The sequence below is a fragment of the Myxococcus faecalis genome, assembly GCF_050039385.1.
Lineage (GTDB): Bacteria > Myxococcota > Myxococcia > Myxococcales > Myxococcaceae > Myxococcus > Myxococcus fulvus.
Window position 1 is genome coordinate 4946312 of sequence record NZ_CP144336.1, and the last position, 14855, is coordinate 4961166.

The 14855-nt window shown below is 69.6% G+C and carries 14 protein-coding genes; 10 read left to right on the forward strand and 4 right to left on the reverse strand.

Features of this window, described 5'->3' with window-relative positions:
- Positions 1-3439 precede the first annotated feature (3439 nt).
- The 7 genes from VZQ01_RS19775 to VZQ01_RS19805 all read left to right on the forward strand — a co-directional run bounded on the left by VZQ01_RS19775 (position 3440) and on the right by VZQ01_RS19805 (position 8042).
- On the forward strand, positions 3440-3760 hold the full coding sequence (locus VZQ01_RS19775) for a hypothetical protein (protein WP_223750915.1): 321 nt from the start codon (positions 3440-3442) through the stop codon (positions 3758-3760).
- Positions 3761-4044: 284 nt separating this feature from the next.
- Positions 4045-4857 carry a ParA family protein gene (locus tag VZQ01_RS19780; protein ID WP_255653697.1) on the forward strand — a complete coding sequence of 271 codons (813 nt, stop codon included), beginning with the start codon at positions 4045-4047 and terminating at the stop codon, positions 4855-4857.
- Positions 4858-4950: 93 nt separating this feature from the next.
- Complete coding sequence (locus VZQ01_RS19785) at positions 4951-5844, forward strand: ParB/RepB/Spo0J family partition protein (protein WP_141325121.1); 894 nt, start codon at positions 4951-4953, stop codon at positions 5842-5844.
- Between the two features lie 3 nt (positions 5845-5847).
- Entirely contained in the window at positions 5848-6294 is a 447-nt protein-coding gene (gene bacM, locus VZQ01_RS19790) for a bactofilin BacM (protein ID WP_141325120.1), read from the forward strand.
- Between the two features lie 3 nt (positions 6295-6297).
- Positions 6298-6831: a hypothetical protein gene (locus VZQ01_RS19795; RefSeq protein ID WP_223784195.1), complete on the forward strand. Its 534-nt coding sequence runs from the start codon at positions 6298-6300 to the stop codon at positions 6829-6831.
- A gap of 360 nt (positions 6832-7191) precedes the next feature.
- Positions 7192-7659 carry a CoA-binding protein gene (locus VZQ01_RS19800; RefSeq protein ID WP_223750917.1) on the forward strand — a complete coding sequence of 156 codons (468 nt, stop codon included), beginning with the start codon at positions 7192-7194 and terminating at the stop codon, positions 7657-7659.
- A gap of 197 nt (positions 7660-7856) precedes the next feature.
- Positions 7857-8042 (forward strand): hypothetical protein, encoded by a 186-nt coding sequence (locus VZQ01_RS19805; protein ID WP_223750918.1) that lies wholly within the window; start codon positions 7857-7859, stop codon positions 8040-8042.
- Between the two features lie 78 nt (positions 8043-8120).
- Here the strand turns inward: VZQ01_RS19805 and egtD are convergent, their stop codons facing one another.
- Positions 8121-9143 carry an L-histidine N(alpha)-methyltransferase gene (egtD, locus tag VZQ01_RS19810; protein ID WP_223751026.1) on the reverse strand — a complete coding sequence of 341 codons (1023 nt, stop codon included), beginning with the start codon at positions 9141-9143 and terminating at the stop codon, positions 8121-8123.
- A gap of 18 nt (positions 9144-9161) precedes the next feature.
- The gene (gene egtB / locus VZQ01_RS19815; protein WP_426748685.1) at positions 9162-10505 is read right to left on the reverse strand and encodes an ergothioneine biosynthesis protein EgtB; all 1344 of its coding nucleotides are present in this window, start codon (positions 10503-10505) and stop codon (positions 9162-9164) included.
- Between the two features lie 192 nt (positions 10506-10697).
- Between egtB and VZQ01_RS19820 the strand changes: the two genes are divergently transcribed.
- On the forward strand, positions 10698-11087 hold the full coding sequence (locus tag VZQ01_RS19820) for a response regulator (RefSeq protein ID WP_223750920.1): 390 nt from the start codon (positions 10698-10700) through the stop codon (positions 11085-11087).
- A gap of 12 nt (positions 11088-11099) precedes the next feature.
- Here VZQ01_RS19820 and VZQ01_RS19825 read toward each other — a convergent pair whose 3' ends face one another.
- Positions 11100-11291 carry a hypothetical protein gene (locus VZQ01_RS19825; protein ID WP_141325115.1) on the reverse strand — a complete coding sequence of 64 codons (192 nt, stop codon included), beginning with the start codon at positions 11289-11291 and terminating at the stop codon, positions 11100-11102.
- Between the two features lie 403 nt (positions 11292-11694).
- On the opposite strand from VZQ01_RS19825, the gene VZQ01_RS19830 reads away from it, so the two are divergent.
- The gene (locus VZQ01_RS19830; RefSeq protein WP_223750921.1) at positions 11695-12225 is read left to right on the forward strand and encodes a hypothetical protein; all 531 of its coding nucleotides are present in this window, start codon (positions 11695-11697) and stop codon (positions 12223-12225) included.
- Positions 12226-12411: 186 nt separating this feature from the next.
- Entirely contained in the window at positions 12412-12792 is a 381-nt protein-coding gene (locus tag VZQ01_RS19835) for a helix-turn-helix domain-containing protein (protein WP_046717224.1), read from the forward strand.
- 119 nt (positions 12793-12911) lie between these two features.
- Here the strand turns inward: VZQ01_RS19835 and VZQ01_RS19840 are convergent, their stop codons facing one another.
- A complete protein-coding gene (locus tag VZQ01_RS19840) occupies positions 12912-14594 on the reverse strand; it encodes a serine/threonine protein kinase (protein WP_223750922.1) in 1683 nt (560 codons plus the stop codon).
- Positions 14595-14855 lie beyond the last annotated feature (261 nt).

Genomic DNA, 14855 nt, shown 5'->3' on the forward strand with positions numbered 1-14855 from the left:
AGAGCTCAGCCCCGAGGCCACGTCCTGTTCCACGTGGAATCGTGCATCCGCATGTGGCGTGTGACGGCGCCTCGTGGGCCTCACTGTCACGGAGGTGAAGAGTTCCGCCCAGGGCCATGGCCTGCTCCACGTGGAACCGTGCAGTTGCATGCGGCGTGTGCCGGCGCTTCGCGGGTCTCACCGCCACGAAGGTGGAGACGTCCGCATCGAGGCCACGCCGTGTTCCAGTTCGAACCGCACATCCACATGCGGCGCGTGCCGTCGTCGCGCTGGTCGCGCAGCCATGAGGTGAAGCGGTCCACACCAAGGCCATGCCGTGTTCCACGTGGAACGCACACCCGCATGCGGCGCGTGCCGTCGTCGCGCTGGTCGCGCAGCCATGAGGTGAAGCGGTCCGCACGAGGCGATGCCGTGTTCCACGTGGAACGCGCACCCGCATGCGGCGCGCGCGCGCACTCCTCTCGCCTTGTCGCCATGAGGTGGAGCTGTCCCGCGCCAGGCCATGTCGTGTTCCACGTGGAACGTGGATGAGCACCGCGAAGAAGCCCGATGAAGGAAGCCGACGAGTCGGTCGTTCCACGTGGAACGTGGAGGCAGGCCATGAAGGTGCGAGTCACTGCCGAGGCTCCAGCACGAACCAGGAAGAAGGGCAGGGGTTTCGTCCGGGCTCACGGTTGAGCGAGGCGCGGCCACGCGAGGAACGGCGAAAGGTGCACGTGGATGGAGACCTGTGAAGGCGATGGCAGTTCCACGTGGAACGTGGATGCGCCGGAGAAGGTGGCATCGCGTCCGAGGTCGCATCGCCACGAAGCTCGAAGACGGATGCGGCGACCCCACGTGTTCCACGTGGAACGTGGAGAGGCTCCGCAGGTGCTGCCCGTACCGATGTGAAGAGGTACTGGGAAGCAGGCCGATGCTGGTTCGTGTTCCACGTGGAACGAGGATGGGCTCAGCCAGCGGGACGCGCGGTCATCACGAGAAGCAGGCGGAGGCCTTGTTCGTGTTCCACGTGGAACGTGGAGAGGCTCCGCAGGTGCTGCCCGTATCGATGTGAAGAGGCGCGGGAAGCAGGTGGACGCTGGCTCGTGTTCCACGTGGAACGAGGGTGAGCTTCAGCCAGCGGGTGCGTGCACGCTCATCATGTGGAGCATCACGAGAGGCAGGTGGATGCCTGTTCGTGTTCCACGTGGAACGTGGATGAGTTCCCGCGAGCGGGTACGTGCGCGCTCATCACGAGAAGCAGGTGGGCGCCTGTTCATGTTCCACGTGGAACGAGGATGGGCTCAAGCCGGCGGGTGCGCGCCCATCACGAGAAGCAGGTGGACGCCTGTTCGTGTTCCACGTGGAACGTGGATGGCCAGTATGGGCGCGCTCAGGCACCCATCGATGTGGCGCGATGGGGACGGCAGGTGGGGACCTGTTCGTGTTCCACGTGGAACGTGGATGCGCATCGCGAGCGGGTGCTCGCTCAGGTGCCACCTGGGTTCGAGCCATGAAGGGTCGAACCACGTTCCACGTGGAACGCGGGATGGATGCCGTCCGGTCGGACCGAGCAAGCCACCCCGTTGATGAAGGCTTCGATGACGACTCCACCGTTCGACCTGGAACACGCATGGGCATCGAAAAGGCGTGCTCAGGCATGCGCCAGTTGGGCTCGCGCGTGGAGGGTCGTGCCGTGTTCCGCGTGGATGAGCGTCACACGGTGGTGCTCGCGCAGGTCGTCACCTGGGTTGAGCGTGGCGGACCATGTCGTGTTCCACGTGGAACGAGGCCCGGATGCCATCTCGTCGAACACTGTCCCTCACCACATCCATGAAGGCATCGATGGCGACTCCATCGTTCCACGTGGAACGCGGATGAGCGTCACGCGGTGGTGCTCGCGCAGGCCGTCACCTGGGTTGACCGTGGAGGACCGTGTCGTGGTCCACGCGGAGCGCGGAGCGGAGACCCCCAGGCATGTCCTGCTCGAACGCGGCGAAGAGGCTGACGAGAAGGCGCCGATGCGACTCCACCGTTCCACGTGGAACACGCAGGGACGTCGCGAAGCTGTCGCGGGCGTGGTGTGGCATCGGCGCGGAGTGGTTCGCGAAGCAGCGGAAGTCCGAACCACGTTCCACGTGGAACGCCACGGGATGAGTCCGCGCACGCCCCGACCAGCAGCACGCCAGAAGCTGGCGATGCTGGGACGTGTGCCTCGTGGAACCCGGATGCGCACCGCGAGGTGAGCGGATGACGACGTCGCAGCGGTGATGCGCGGCACGACACGCCAACAGGTGGTCTGGCCGTTCCACGTGGAACGTGGAGGCGGGACATGAAGGCGCGCGGTGACCGAACGGCATCGGCGCGAAGTGGTGATGGGGGCCGATGGATGGCCAGCCCGGTTCCAGGTGAAGCGTGGATGCGCGCGGCACAGGCCCAGATGTCTGGACGTTCAGATGTCTGGGCGCTCAGGGGCGCATCACCGCGAAGCAGTGAAAAGTCAGCGGAGGCCAGTCCCTGTTCCAGGTGGAGCACGGATGCTCGCGATGCAGGGCTCGGGTTCGGATGCCGCGTCCCCGCGAAGTCGTGAGACGTCGATAGAGGTCAGTCCCTGCTTCCCGTGGATGGGGCGCATGACGGTCCACGCCAGCGGTGACACGGCGTCGATGCGTGGCGGCGAGGAGGAGTCGATAGATGCGGGTCCCCGTTCCGCGTGAACGTGGATGAGGTGATGCAGGCCGGTGTTTCGGATGCGGCATCAGCGCGAACCAGGGGGAGGGCGATGGGCGGTCGGTCCTCGTAGAACCTGGATGAGGGACAGGAAGGTCCAGCCACACGCGACCGGGCCTCGGTGGGGTGCCGCGAGAAGTCGATACCCGTCGGCCTCGGGTCCAGGTGGAGCTCGGATGCGACACTGAGGTCCAGTCCAGGCGGGACGCGACCGCAACTCCAAGCCGCACGAAGTCGATGGAACCCAGCTCCTGCTCCATGTGGAACCCGGATGCGGAGCATCAAGGCTCAGCCGTCCATCGCGCGGCCTCGGTCCGAAGTGGCGTGAGCTCACGTCGACGCGCCGAACCGAGCTTCGCGGGGACGGGCCTCACCGAGGTCTGCGCGACCTGTCACGACATCGGTCTGAAACGCGGGTGGACGTCGCGAAGGCGGGTCCTCGTGGCGCCGCGTCGGTGAGACGCAGCTCGAGAAGCCGGCCGCGGGCTTCGTCGAACCTCACATGAACTCCCCTCAAGAGCCACGCTGCGCTGTTCACGTGATGAGGCCAGGCCCTCGTTCAGGAGGTGCTCGAGGTGCGCGCCGAAAGGTCATCGTGTTCCGCGTGGAACGCCCGCCCGGTTCGCGTGACGGAAACACCCACCCACGCTCCACGCGGAACCTCGTGTCCGGACTCCTCCCGTCCCCGCGTCCACGCGCGGCCACCCGCTCCGGAAGGAAGGAAGACCCCATGCCGCCCCACGACGACGCGACGCTGTCCGACATCTCCAAGCGATGGAAGTCCGCGCTGCTCATCGAGAGCTGGCGGTCACTCCCCGCCGCGTCGCGCGAAGAAGTCCTCGCCGACATGGAGGACTCAGCTCGCACGCTCCGCGACCACGACCCCAAGCTGTCCGAGTCCTACGTCGCCGCGATGGACGCACTCGATGTCGTCGGCCTCGATGGAACCCTGCACCTCTGGACCCAGGCCACGGACGACGTACGGCACCTGCTCGACGAAATCACGCGCCTGCGCGCCGAGCTCCAACGCGAACGCACCCGCCTCAGGTAGCCGCACGCGCCTCCTTATAAGGAGGGCATCCGAGCGAGCCCGTTGCGGCACCGTGGACCCAGGATGCCAGGGCACCGCTCGCCGGGTTCTCCAGCATGAAGACGGCTCTTCCAAGTCTTCGGAATCAGGCCGTTTGGAAGGCTGGCAGGCCCTCGGATGAAGCGTTCGCGCAACGTGCGCCGCGAATTTGATCCGACACCGAGGCGCATGTTAGCAGCGGGATCAGCGTGCAACCGTGCACCGCATCACGCACGGCGCCTGGCTCTCGCCAGGCATGAGAGAGGATGGGGCTCGTGGGTCGAATCATCTGCATCTCCAATCAGAAGGGCGGCGTGGGCAAGACGACCACCGCCATCAACCTGGCCGCGAGCCTGGCCTCCGCCGAGCGCCGCACGCTCCTGGTGGACATGGACCCGCAGGGCAACGCCGGCAGCGGCCTGGGCCTCAAGCAGGACAAGCTCCACGGCACCATCTACGACGCGCTCCTCAACGGTCGTCCCATGAAGGAGCTGTTCCACCCCACCGAGCTGCGCTACCTCCAGGTCGTCCCCGCCACGCCCGACCTCACCGGCGCCGAGGTGGAGCTCGTCGGCCAGGAGAACCGCGAGTTCCGCCTGCGCGACGCCCTGCGTCCGCTCGCCGCCGAGTTCGACTACATCATCATCGACTGCCCGCCCTCGCTCGGGCTGCTCACCCTCAACGCGCTGTCCGCCGCGGACTCCGTCCTCATCCCGCTGCAGTGCGAGTACTACGCGCTCGAGGGCCTCTCCCAGCTGACGCACACCATCGACCTGGTGAAGCAGGGCCTCAACCCGGACCTGAAGATGGAGGGCATCCTGCTCACCATGTTCGACGCGCGCGCCAACATCGCCCACCAGGTGGTGGAAGAGGTGCGCGGCTACTTCAAGGACCAGGTCTTCCAGGTCGTCGTCCCGCGCAACGTGCGCCTGTCCGAGTGCCCGTCCTTCGGCAAGCCCATCATTCTCTATGACATCAAGTCGAAGGGCTGCGAGAGCTACCTGGCGCTCGGCCGCGAGTTGATGAAGCGCGACACCCCCAAGTCCCCCCGTCAGGCGCCTCGTCGTCGGGTGGCCTGAAATCTTGCCGCGCGTCGTGCGCCACCGTCACGCCCGGTCCGCTCGCGCCGCCCATGCCCGCCGTGAGTCGACTCACGGCGCCGGAGTCATGTCTTGGTGAAAGCAGACACTCAGAAACGCGCTCTCGGTCGCGGCCTCTCCGCGCTCATCCCCCAGGCCGCTCCCGGTGGCGGCAAGGCCGCCGAGCAGGCCGCGCTCAAGGCCGGCGTCCTCAAGCTCCCGATTGAGTCCATCCACCGGGACAAGGACCAGCCCCGCCATCACTTCGACGAGGAGAAGCTCAAGGAGCTCACCGAGTCCATCCGCGTGCAGGGCGTCATCCAGCCCATCCTCGTGCGCAAGGACCAGGACGGCTACCGCATCATCGCGGGTGAGCGCCGCTGGCGCGCGTCCCAGGCCGCGGGCCTCAAGGAGGTCCCCGCCATCGTCAAGGAGGTGACGGAGGTCCAGGCCTTCGAGCTGGCCCTGGTCGAGAACCTCCAGCGCGCGGACCTCAACCCGATTGAAGAGGCGGAGGGCTACAAGCGCCTCACCGACGAGTTCAAGCTGACGCAGGAGCAGATCAGCCAGCGCGTGGGCAAGGAGCGCTCCACGGTGGCCAACGCCCTGCGCCTGTTGGCCCTGCCCGCGGACGTCAAGGGCATGGTGGCCGACGGCTCGCTGAGCATGGGACACGCGCGCGCGCTGCTGGGCGTGCCCCGGCTGCCGGAGCTGCAGAACCTGGCCAGGCAGGTGGCCGAGAAGAAGCTGTCCGTGCGTGACACGGAGCGGCTGGTCCAGCAGAGTCGCTCCAACGGCAAGAAGGATGCGGGCAAGACGCCGCCGAAGCAGAGCCCGCAGGTGAAGTCCCTGGTGGAGGAGCTCCAACGTCGATTGGGGACGAAGGTCCGGTTGACCGAACGAAGCCCGGGAAAGGGCACCATCGAGGTGGACTTCTTCTCCTACGATGACCTGGACCGGCTGTTGAAGCTGCTCAGGAAGGAGTAGCGCGTGGCGCTCCTTGGCGGGAAGAAAGACGAAGCACCCAGCAGGCCCTTGTTCAAGCGGGAGGAGGAATCCGTGTCGCAGCGCTCTGGTGAGGTCCATACGCTTCTGGGCAAGGGAAGCGAGTTCGAGGGGAAGCTCACCTTCGAGGGGCAGGTCCGTATCGACGGGAAGTTCCAGGGGCAGATCATCACCAAGGACGTGCTCGTCATCGGTGATGGCGCCAAGGTCCAGGCCGAAATCCAGGCCGGCACCGTCATCATCAACGGACAGGTCGAAGGCAACGTGAAGGCGACGCAGATCATCGAGCTCAAGACGCCCGGCCGCGTGAAGGGCAACCTGGAGACGCCGTCCCTGTCGATGGACCGGGGCGTCATCTTCGAGGGCTCGCTGAAGATGGAGAACCTGGGCGGCAACACCCGTCCTCCTCCTCCTGGCGGCGAGAAGAAGTAGCCGGTGCGGCGCGCCAGGCACATCGCGTCCGGCGTGGTGCTGGCGCTGCTGTCCGGGTGCAAGGGCTGCGACGGGGGGAAGGACTCCCCCGACGCGTCCTCCCCGGAGCAGACCTCGCGCTCGGGCGTGAAGGTGCCGCTGCCGGAGGGCTGGTCCGCGCAGGTCGCTCCCGATGACAGCTTCCAGGCGGGCCCTCCTGGCCGCCCGGTGCTCCGGGTGGACCTGCGACGCGGCAAGGGCGAGGAGATGCCCTCCGTGGAGGACCTGGCCGACCGGGTGCGCGCGGAGTCGAAGAACTTCGAGGTGTCCCTCGACCAGGAAGAGGAGAAGGACACCTACGCGCTGCTCCGCGTGACGCTGGCGCCCAAGCAGGGTGACGGTGGCGTCGGCGCCGCGGCGCCCGCGCTGTTCGGCGCGCGCCGCGTGGGCAATGACCTGTTCCTCTGCGCGACGCTGCCGGGGGCCACGCCGGAGGATGTGCGGCTGGCCACCGAGGCGTGCCGCGAAATCGAGGTCCAGGCGGCGCAGCCGCGCTGAGCCTCACGGCGCACCGGGCCCCCCGGGCGCGATGTCCCGCTCATCACCGCGAGTCTTCCGCCCACGCGGCGTCATGCCTCGGTGGGTGGGCGCGAGACGCTGGCTCCTCGGGACGCGCCCTTCGACGCACTGCCACTGCTCCTCGTGGAACATCTCCCTCGGTGCGAGCCGCACGACGCGGGCGGAGACTGCGCTCGCCCCTTCGAGCAAGCGGGCAGGAAGGCCCCGTTCCACTCGCACCCCCCACGAGCGCAACGCGGCGCGCGTGCGCGCGTCTGTCGCTGGCACTGGGACCTCGCGGGTGGGCTGTTGCCACCCGGAAGCGGCTCCGATGCACGGCGGCTCGTGGTGGAGGTGGTCATGGACTGGAGAGCGAATCTCATCGAGGACGACGCGGGCGTCCGGGACGTGCTCACGCGCTCCCGGCGGGTGGCGGTGCTGGGCATCCGCCCGGAGAGCCACGCGCACAAGCCCGCGCACTCGGTGCCCGCGTACCTGCAGAAGCACGGCTACGACATCGTGCCCGTGCCCGTGCACGGCGAGACGGAGCCCATCCTCGGGCGGCCCGTGTACCGCGCGGTCGCGGACATCCCCGGACAGGTGGACCTGGTGCAGGTGTTCCGTCGCCCGGAGGACATCGACGCGCACGTGGCGGACCTGCTCGCCAAGAAGCCGCACGCGGTGTGGTTCCAGCTGGGCATCCGCAATGACGCCGCGGCCGAAAAGCTCGCGCGCGCGGGCATCCGCGTGGTGCAGGACCGGTGCATGAAGGTGGAGCTGGCGCGGCTGTCCCAGGAGCGGGAGCTGTCCGGGGCGAGTCCGGCGTGACGCCCGGAAGCAAGCAGGCGTGGCGCGGTCCTGAACATTCCGCGAGCGCCAAGCGTCCCACGCATTATGGAAGGATGGAGTGGGGACTTCCCCATTCCGTCGCGAGTCCTTAACCTTGTCGTTACCCCGGCCCGTGGTGGGTGAACACCCCGACCCATCCCAGGACCTCCACGCAGCGCCCAGCAAGGAGTCCCCGCATGTCGTTCACCGGAATGCTCCCCCTCCACCTTGCCACCGTGGACCTCAGCCCCGTGGGTGAGCGGCTGTTCGCCGCGAGCGGGCTGGCCGTCACCGTGCTGGCCGCGCTCTGGTACGCGTGGACGCGCCCCGTGGCGCAGCCCGTGCCCGTGCGCGTCTCCTCGCGTCGCAACCCGCGCCGCTAGTCGCTCCGGTGTTTGAAGCCCTCGGGCCCGAGGGCCGGGTGACACCCGACCCCAGGCCCGAGTCCGAGTCCGGACGTCTCAGCCGCGCTTGAGCGCGAGCGACAGGGCGAAGTCGCCCGCCTCGTCCGTCCACCACGCGGCAAGCCCCAGCCCGGCCGCGTCCAGCTCCGCCTCCACGCGGTGCTGTTCGAACTTGCAGCTGACCTCCGTGCGCAGCACCTCGCCCGCGGCGAAGTCCACGCGGCGCTTGAGCGACTGCATCCACACGGTCTGCTCGCGCCGCGACACCAGGCGCATCTCCACCCAGCGGTTGTGCTCGTCGAAGGGCGCGAAGTGCTCGAACCCGTTCGGGTCGAAGTCCGCGCCCAGCTCGCGGTTGAGCACGCGCAGCACGTTGCGGTTGAACTCCGCCGTCACGCCCGCGCTGTCGTTGTACGCGGCGTACAGCCGCTCGCGGTCCTTGATGAGGTCGGTGCCCAGCAAGAGGCCGTCACCGGGGCGCAGGCCCGAGGACAGCTCCGCGAGGAAGCGCGCGCGCTGCGCGGGCTTCAGGTTGCCGATGGTGCCTCCGAGGAAGGCCACCAGCCGCCGTCCGCCCTGGGGCAGCCGGTTGAGGTGGTGCTCGAAGTCGCCCACCACCGCGTGCACGCTGATGCCCGGGTACTCGCGCGCCAGCGTCCCCGCCGCGCGGCGCAGGAAGGACTCGCTCACGTCGAAGGGCACGAAGCGCGACAGCTGCCCCGCCTCCTCCATCGCGTCCAGCAAGAGGCGCGTCTTCTCGCTGGTGCCGCTGCCCAGCTCGATGAGCGTCGTCGCGCCGCTCAGCCGCGCCACGTCCCCGGCGTGGGCGAGCAGGATTTCGCGCTCGCGCCGCGTGGGGTAGTACTCCGGCAGGCGGGTGATGTCGTCGAAGAGCTGGCTGCCGCGCTCGTCATAGAGCCACTTCGGCGACAGCTCCTTGGGCGTGTTGCACAGCCCCTCGAGCACCTCCTGCTTGAGCGCGCGCCGGGCGTCCCCCGGCCTCACGTAGACCTCCACCTTCACCCCGGGAAAGCCGTTCGGCTTCTCCTCGAGCGTCGTCGTCTCCACCGCCTCCACCATCGAGCTCATCGCCTCTCCTCACGCCTCTGACGCACAACGAAAGCCGGCGAAAATCTGCCGGCGGATGGGGTAGTCCCAGTTGCGGAATCCGTTGCGGACCGCCACCGGTGCGCTCGCCCACGCTCCTCCTCGCAGCACCTTGTAGTCCTCGCCGAAGAACACCTCCGAGTACTCGCGATACGGGAACGCGCCGAAGCCCGCGTAGGGCTGGAAGTCGCTCGCCGTCCATTCCCACACGTCGCCCAGCAGGCCCCAGACCCCCTCGGCGCTCACGCCCTGGGGGTGGCTGCCCACCGGCAACGGGCCCCACGTGTCTCCGCCCAGGTTGGCGTGCGCGGCCGTGGGAGGTGCGTCACCCCACGGGTGCTCGCGTGCCACGTCGCAGGCGCCGTGCGCGGCGCGCTCCCACTCGGACTCGGTGGGCAGGCGCTTGCCGGCCCAGCGCGCGTACGCATCCGCTTCGTACCAGCACACGTGCTGCACGGGCTCGTCCGAGGGCAGCGGCTCCACCTGACCGAAGCGCCTGCGCAGCCAGCGTCCCGCCTGTTGTGGCAGCCAGAACTGCGGATGGGCGAGCGCCTCCGCGCGCACGAAGTCCCAGCCCTTCGGGTGCCACCAGCGCGGCTCGGCGTAGCCACCGTCCTCGATGAAGGCCTGGTACTCGCCGTTGGTGACGGGGTGCGCGTCCAGCAAGAAGGGGCGCACCTCGCGGGTGTGCACGGGGCGCTCGTTGTCGAAGGCCCACGGGTGGGTGCTGCCCAGCCGCGCGACGCCGCCGGAGATGAGCACGGGGTGTCGCGAGACAGGCGCGGGCGCGGGGCGCGCGGGCACCGGCGGCAGGCGGTACTCCACCTCCGTCATCAACTGGAGCGTGGCCGCGAGCGTCTCCGCGTGCTGCTGTTCGTGCTGCGCCACCATGCCGAAGACGTAGCCCCCGGCGAGCAGCGGCGTGTCGCCGTCCTCGGGGACGTGCTCGGACAGGTGCTCGCGCACGGCCTCGCGCACGCGCGCGGCGTAGGCGAAGGCGGACTCGGGAGGGAGCAGCGGGAGCGTGGAGCGCGTGCTCCTGGGATGTCGGAAGGCGTCGTAGATGGTGTCGAAGGCCGGGTCCGTCAGGGCCGGGGCCCCGAGCGCGCGCAAGAGCCACTGCTCCTCGTAGTTGGCCACGTGCGCGACGTCCCAGATGAGCGGCGACATCAGCGGCGAGTGCTGGTTCATCAACACCCGCTCGGGCAGCCCGGCGAGCATGCGCAGCACCCGCGCGCGCGCGGCCTCCAGCTGTGCCCACGCGCGCGCCTTCCACGCCGGCCTCGTTCCATCCCCTGTCGGTGCTGTCGTCGAGCGGCCCATCGTGCGGGACATGGCGGACTCAACCTAGGGAGTGCCTGGGCGAGGAGGTAAGTCCCAGGCCCCCAGGGCCCGAGTCCCCCGTGCTGGAATGTACGTTTCTGGAGCACGCGGGGCGTCTGGCCTCCCCGCGGGCCGCGCGCAGTTCTGTCCACTATCCCCGCGTCGTACAGGACCCCCGGTCGCCGCGAGGGGGAGGGGGCCCCTATGCTGCGTGCCATGTCCAGTGCTGCGAAGCACCGCACCGTGCTCGTCGTGGAGGACGAGGACGACATCCGGGCCGCCATCGCGGAAATCCTCGAGGGCGAGGGCTACGACGTCACCGTGGCCTGCAACGGCCGCGAGGCGATGGAGGAGCTGACGGACGTGCGCTACGTGCCGAGCCTCATCCTGCTCGACCTGATGATGCCGGAGATGAACGGACACGAGTTCCTCGAGCGGCGCAAGGCCATCGCCAGGCTGCGCAACGTGCCGGTGATGGTGCTCACCGCGGTGACGACGGACATCCCCCCGGGGGCCAACAGCCTGTTGCGAAAGCCCTTCTCCGTGGAGGAGCTGCTGGACGCGGTGCGGAGCATGCTGCCCATCGCCGCGTGAGCCCGGCCGCGCTCACGGCTCACGCTCCAGCGACAAGAGCGTCAGCGTGCGCGAGCGGTCCTCCCACGCGTAGCCCAGCACCAGCCCGTGGCGTGAGAGCCGGTGGCGCCCCGCTCCGCCGCCCTCCGGCAACGGCCCCCTGACGGACGCGTCCCCCAGCCGCTCCAGCGCGCCCTGGAGCTCGCCGAAGGCCTCCGCGCTCATACGGCCCACCTCTCGCCACGCTTGGGGCGAGTAGTGGATCCGATGAGGTCCTTGCGGACGCTGGCGAAGCTGCGCGGGCATCGACCAGGGCCCTATGCCAATGCCGTGCCCACGCGATGTCGCCTGGGACTCGGAGCATGGGTGCGGGGGAGGTGGTTTGAGCCTGAAGGAGTTACCGAACAACGCCCTGGGAGACGGAAGAAACGACAGGTGGCGAGCGGGCGTGGGCTCGCGAGTCCAGGCGGGGGCGGGGCGAGCGCCAGGGCCGCCCTGGAGCGCCGTCCGCGTGCCCGAGGGGGAGGCGACATCCCGAGCCGTCGCCGTGCGCTGGCTGCCCGTGGATGGCGAACGTGCTCAGGTTGACACAAGGGGCGGACAGCGGCCCCGGACAAGGAGAAGCCAAATGGCGGCACGGAGGCGGTACACCCCCTGGTCTGCCACGAACGGGCTGCTGTTCGGAGTGGCCGCGGGCGTGGTGCTGGCGCTCGCGGAAGTGGTGATGGCCCTGGCCTCGGGTGACAGCCCATGGCGGCCGGTGCGCATGTCCGCGAGCGTGGTGTTGGGGCCACGGGCCTTCGGCGAGGACTACCCGCTGGGGACGTTGGTGATGCTGGGCGTGGGGATGCACCTGACGGTGTCCGCCATCGTCGGGCTGTTCTACTCGTTCCTGGACGCGATGCTGCCGCCGGATGGACGCGGGCGTTGGGAGTTCCAGGCCGCGGTGGGGATGCTGTTCGGCATCGGCGTGTGGCTGGTGGACTTCCAGTTCGTCGCGCGTGGCTACTACCCGTGGTTCCTCGACGTGCCGCAGTTCGCCCAAATCGTGTTGCACGCCGTCTTCCTGGGGCTGCCGTTGGCGATGCTCTTCACGGCGGCGGAGCGGCGTCGCGCGTTGATGGACATCGCGGAGAGCACACCGTCGTCGGCGCCGTGAGGCGGGTGCTCACCAGAGCGCGTGGCATGGGTGCCACCAGAGGCGCGGGCGGGTGCGACGCGAGGCGTCGCGCGTGTTTGAAAAAACGCTGAAGGTATGGTGAAAGTACCCGACCTTCAGGGTTATCCAGGGGCCTTCGGGGTGCCTGGAGCACGGCCCCTCCTTTCGTGGACGACTGACACAGGCATGGACACAGAACTGGCGAGCATGCTGGGCGCGGCGGCGAGGGCCGCCCGGGTGCGGATGGGACTGACGCAGGCGGATGTGGCGGAGCGCATCGGCATGGCGTCGGAGGTGTACGGGCGCCTGGAGCGGGGCCACATGCTCCCCAGCGTGCAGAACCTGCGGCGACTGTGCGTGGTGCTCAACGTGCCGCCGCACCAGCTGCTGGGGTTGGGGGATGACCTGGCGGCGCCGCCTCCCGCGAAGGACAAGTCGGGCGCGAAGGCCCGCGAGGACGACACGCCGGAGATGCGGCGGCTGATGCGCAACCTGCGCAAGCTGTCCCCGGTGCAGCTGAAGCTGATGAACCTGGTCGCCTCGGCGATGCAGCAGAAGAAGAAGTGACGCCTCGCGGCCCCGGTGCACGGGGCCGTGGGTGACGGCGCCCTCCTCGCGAGCCTCGTGGGTTCGCTGGAGGAGGGGCCGGGGGGGGATGCTCCCGACCTGGATCGCCGAGGAGGCCGTCACGGGCGCCGGTCGCGGATCCGCTCGGGGCGGGGTGACTGGAGGGTGGCGCCGGGGTGCGCGGCGCTCTCCAGGGTGGACTCCAGGGTGCAGCGCAGGGCGGCGAAGGTGCCCCCGAACAGGAACAACAGGCCCAGCCACGTGCCCGCCACCCAGAGCTTCCGCGCGCGGCTCCAGTGGGCCGGGTCCACCCGACGCAGCCACGCGAGGGCGAGCGCCTCTTCGGTCGGAGTGATGCGACGGAGGGGCGCGCGACTCCCTCGGGGCGGGGTGGAGCGCGGGTGGGCGCGCCTCCCCTCGGAGGAGGGGGACGGGTGCGAGTGAGCGCCCTCGGACGGCGTCCTCGCGCGACGACGCGCCGCCTCATGTGGATCCGCGGTGTGCCCGAGGGTCCCCTCGGAAGGGGGCCTCGCACGACGACGTGCCGCCCCATGGGGCTCCTCGCCGCGCTCGTGCGGGCGGGCGTTCTCCGAAGGGGGCCTCATGTGGGGCTGCACCGCCTCGTGGGAGTCCACGGAGTGCTCGTGCGGGTGGGCCACCGCGGAAGAGGCCCCCGCCTGGAGATGCGCACCCTCACGTGGATCCACGCTGTGCTCGTGCGGGTGGGCGTCCTCGGATCCGAGGCCCACACGGGAGCCTCCCGACGAGGTCGCATGTCGCAGGTGCCGTCGCGCCAGTCGCACGGGCCACGGACTCTCGGAGGCGTCGTCCGGTGACAGCTTCCTCCGTGTCGCCTCGGAGTCCGAGGGTGACGGAGTCCGTGGGAACAGCGGCCGGTCCCACTCGGGCGTCGCCGAGCGCAGCGCCGCCTCCAGCGCCGCGTGCAGCGAGCCTCCCTCCTGGAAGCGCTCCTCGGGCTTCTTGCGCAGCAGCCGCTGGGTGATGGCGTCCAGCTCCATCGGGACGCGCTCGTTCAGCGAGGACGCGGGCGCGGGCATGCGCGTCTCGATGTGCTCGGAGAGGACCTCGCGCGGCAGCGTGAGCGAGAACGCCGGCGCGCCCGTGAGCATCTCGTGCAGCGAGACGCCCAGCGCATAGAGGTCATCCGTGGCGCGGAAGGCATAGCGCGCGGCGCGCTGGGCGTGGTGCTCGCGGTGGAAGCGCAGGGCCTCCGGGCTCCGGTACTGGGGCGTGCCCGGAGGCAGCGGGCCTTCGGTGAGGGGCTGCGACTCCGCGTGGTTGGCGCTGCCGAAGTCCACCAGCACGGGCGACTCGTCCGAGGCGCGCACGAGGATGTTGGAGGGCTTGAGGTCCCGGTGGAAGACGTGGCGCGAGTGCAGCTCCCCCAGCGTCCACGCGAGCTGGGAGAACAGCCGGGCCACCCGCCGCGCGGAGGGGGCCTCGCGCTTCACCCACGTGGCCAGGGTGGCGCCCTCCACGTAGTCGAGCACCACGTAGTGGTACCCCGTCCTCACATCCGGCCAGCGCCCGTGCGCCCAGACGCGCACGACATGCGGATGCACCGCGTGCAGCAGACACGCGAGCTCCCGGACGGCGCGCGCGTCCGTGCGGTCCAGGTCCTCGCTGCCCGGTCCTCGCAGCGCGAACTTGAGCGCGTGCAGGCGCCCGCCCTGCTCCACCTGGAACACCGCGCCGAAGGCGCCCTGGCCCAGCCGGGCCCGGACGCGCCACGGGCCCACCTTCATCCCGGGACGCAGCGCGAGGGGATGGCCCGTCGTCATGGGGCGCCTCGGGGGCTGTGGGCCATGCGGGTGATGGGGGATGCAACGGGCCACGGAGCAAAGGGGGCAATCATCGACATGACCCGGGGGTAGGGTTGGAACACTGGCTGACGACCTCCTGGGTAACGAACCTAACAGGGAGGGACCACATTCAGTGATGGAACAGGTCGTGTCCTGTCACGCCGTGGATGAAACCCCCGGAAATCCCCGGGCTGTAACCCGCGGGCACGTCCCGGCGTAGCGAGGGTGTCCCCGCGCGGG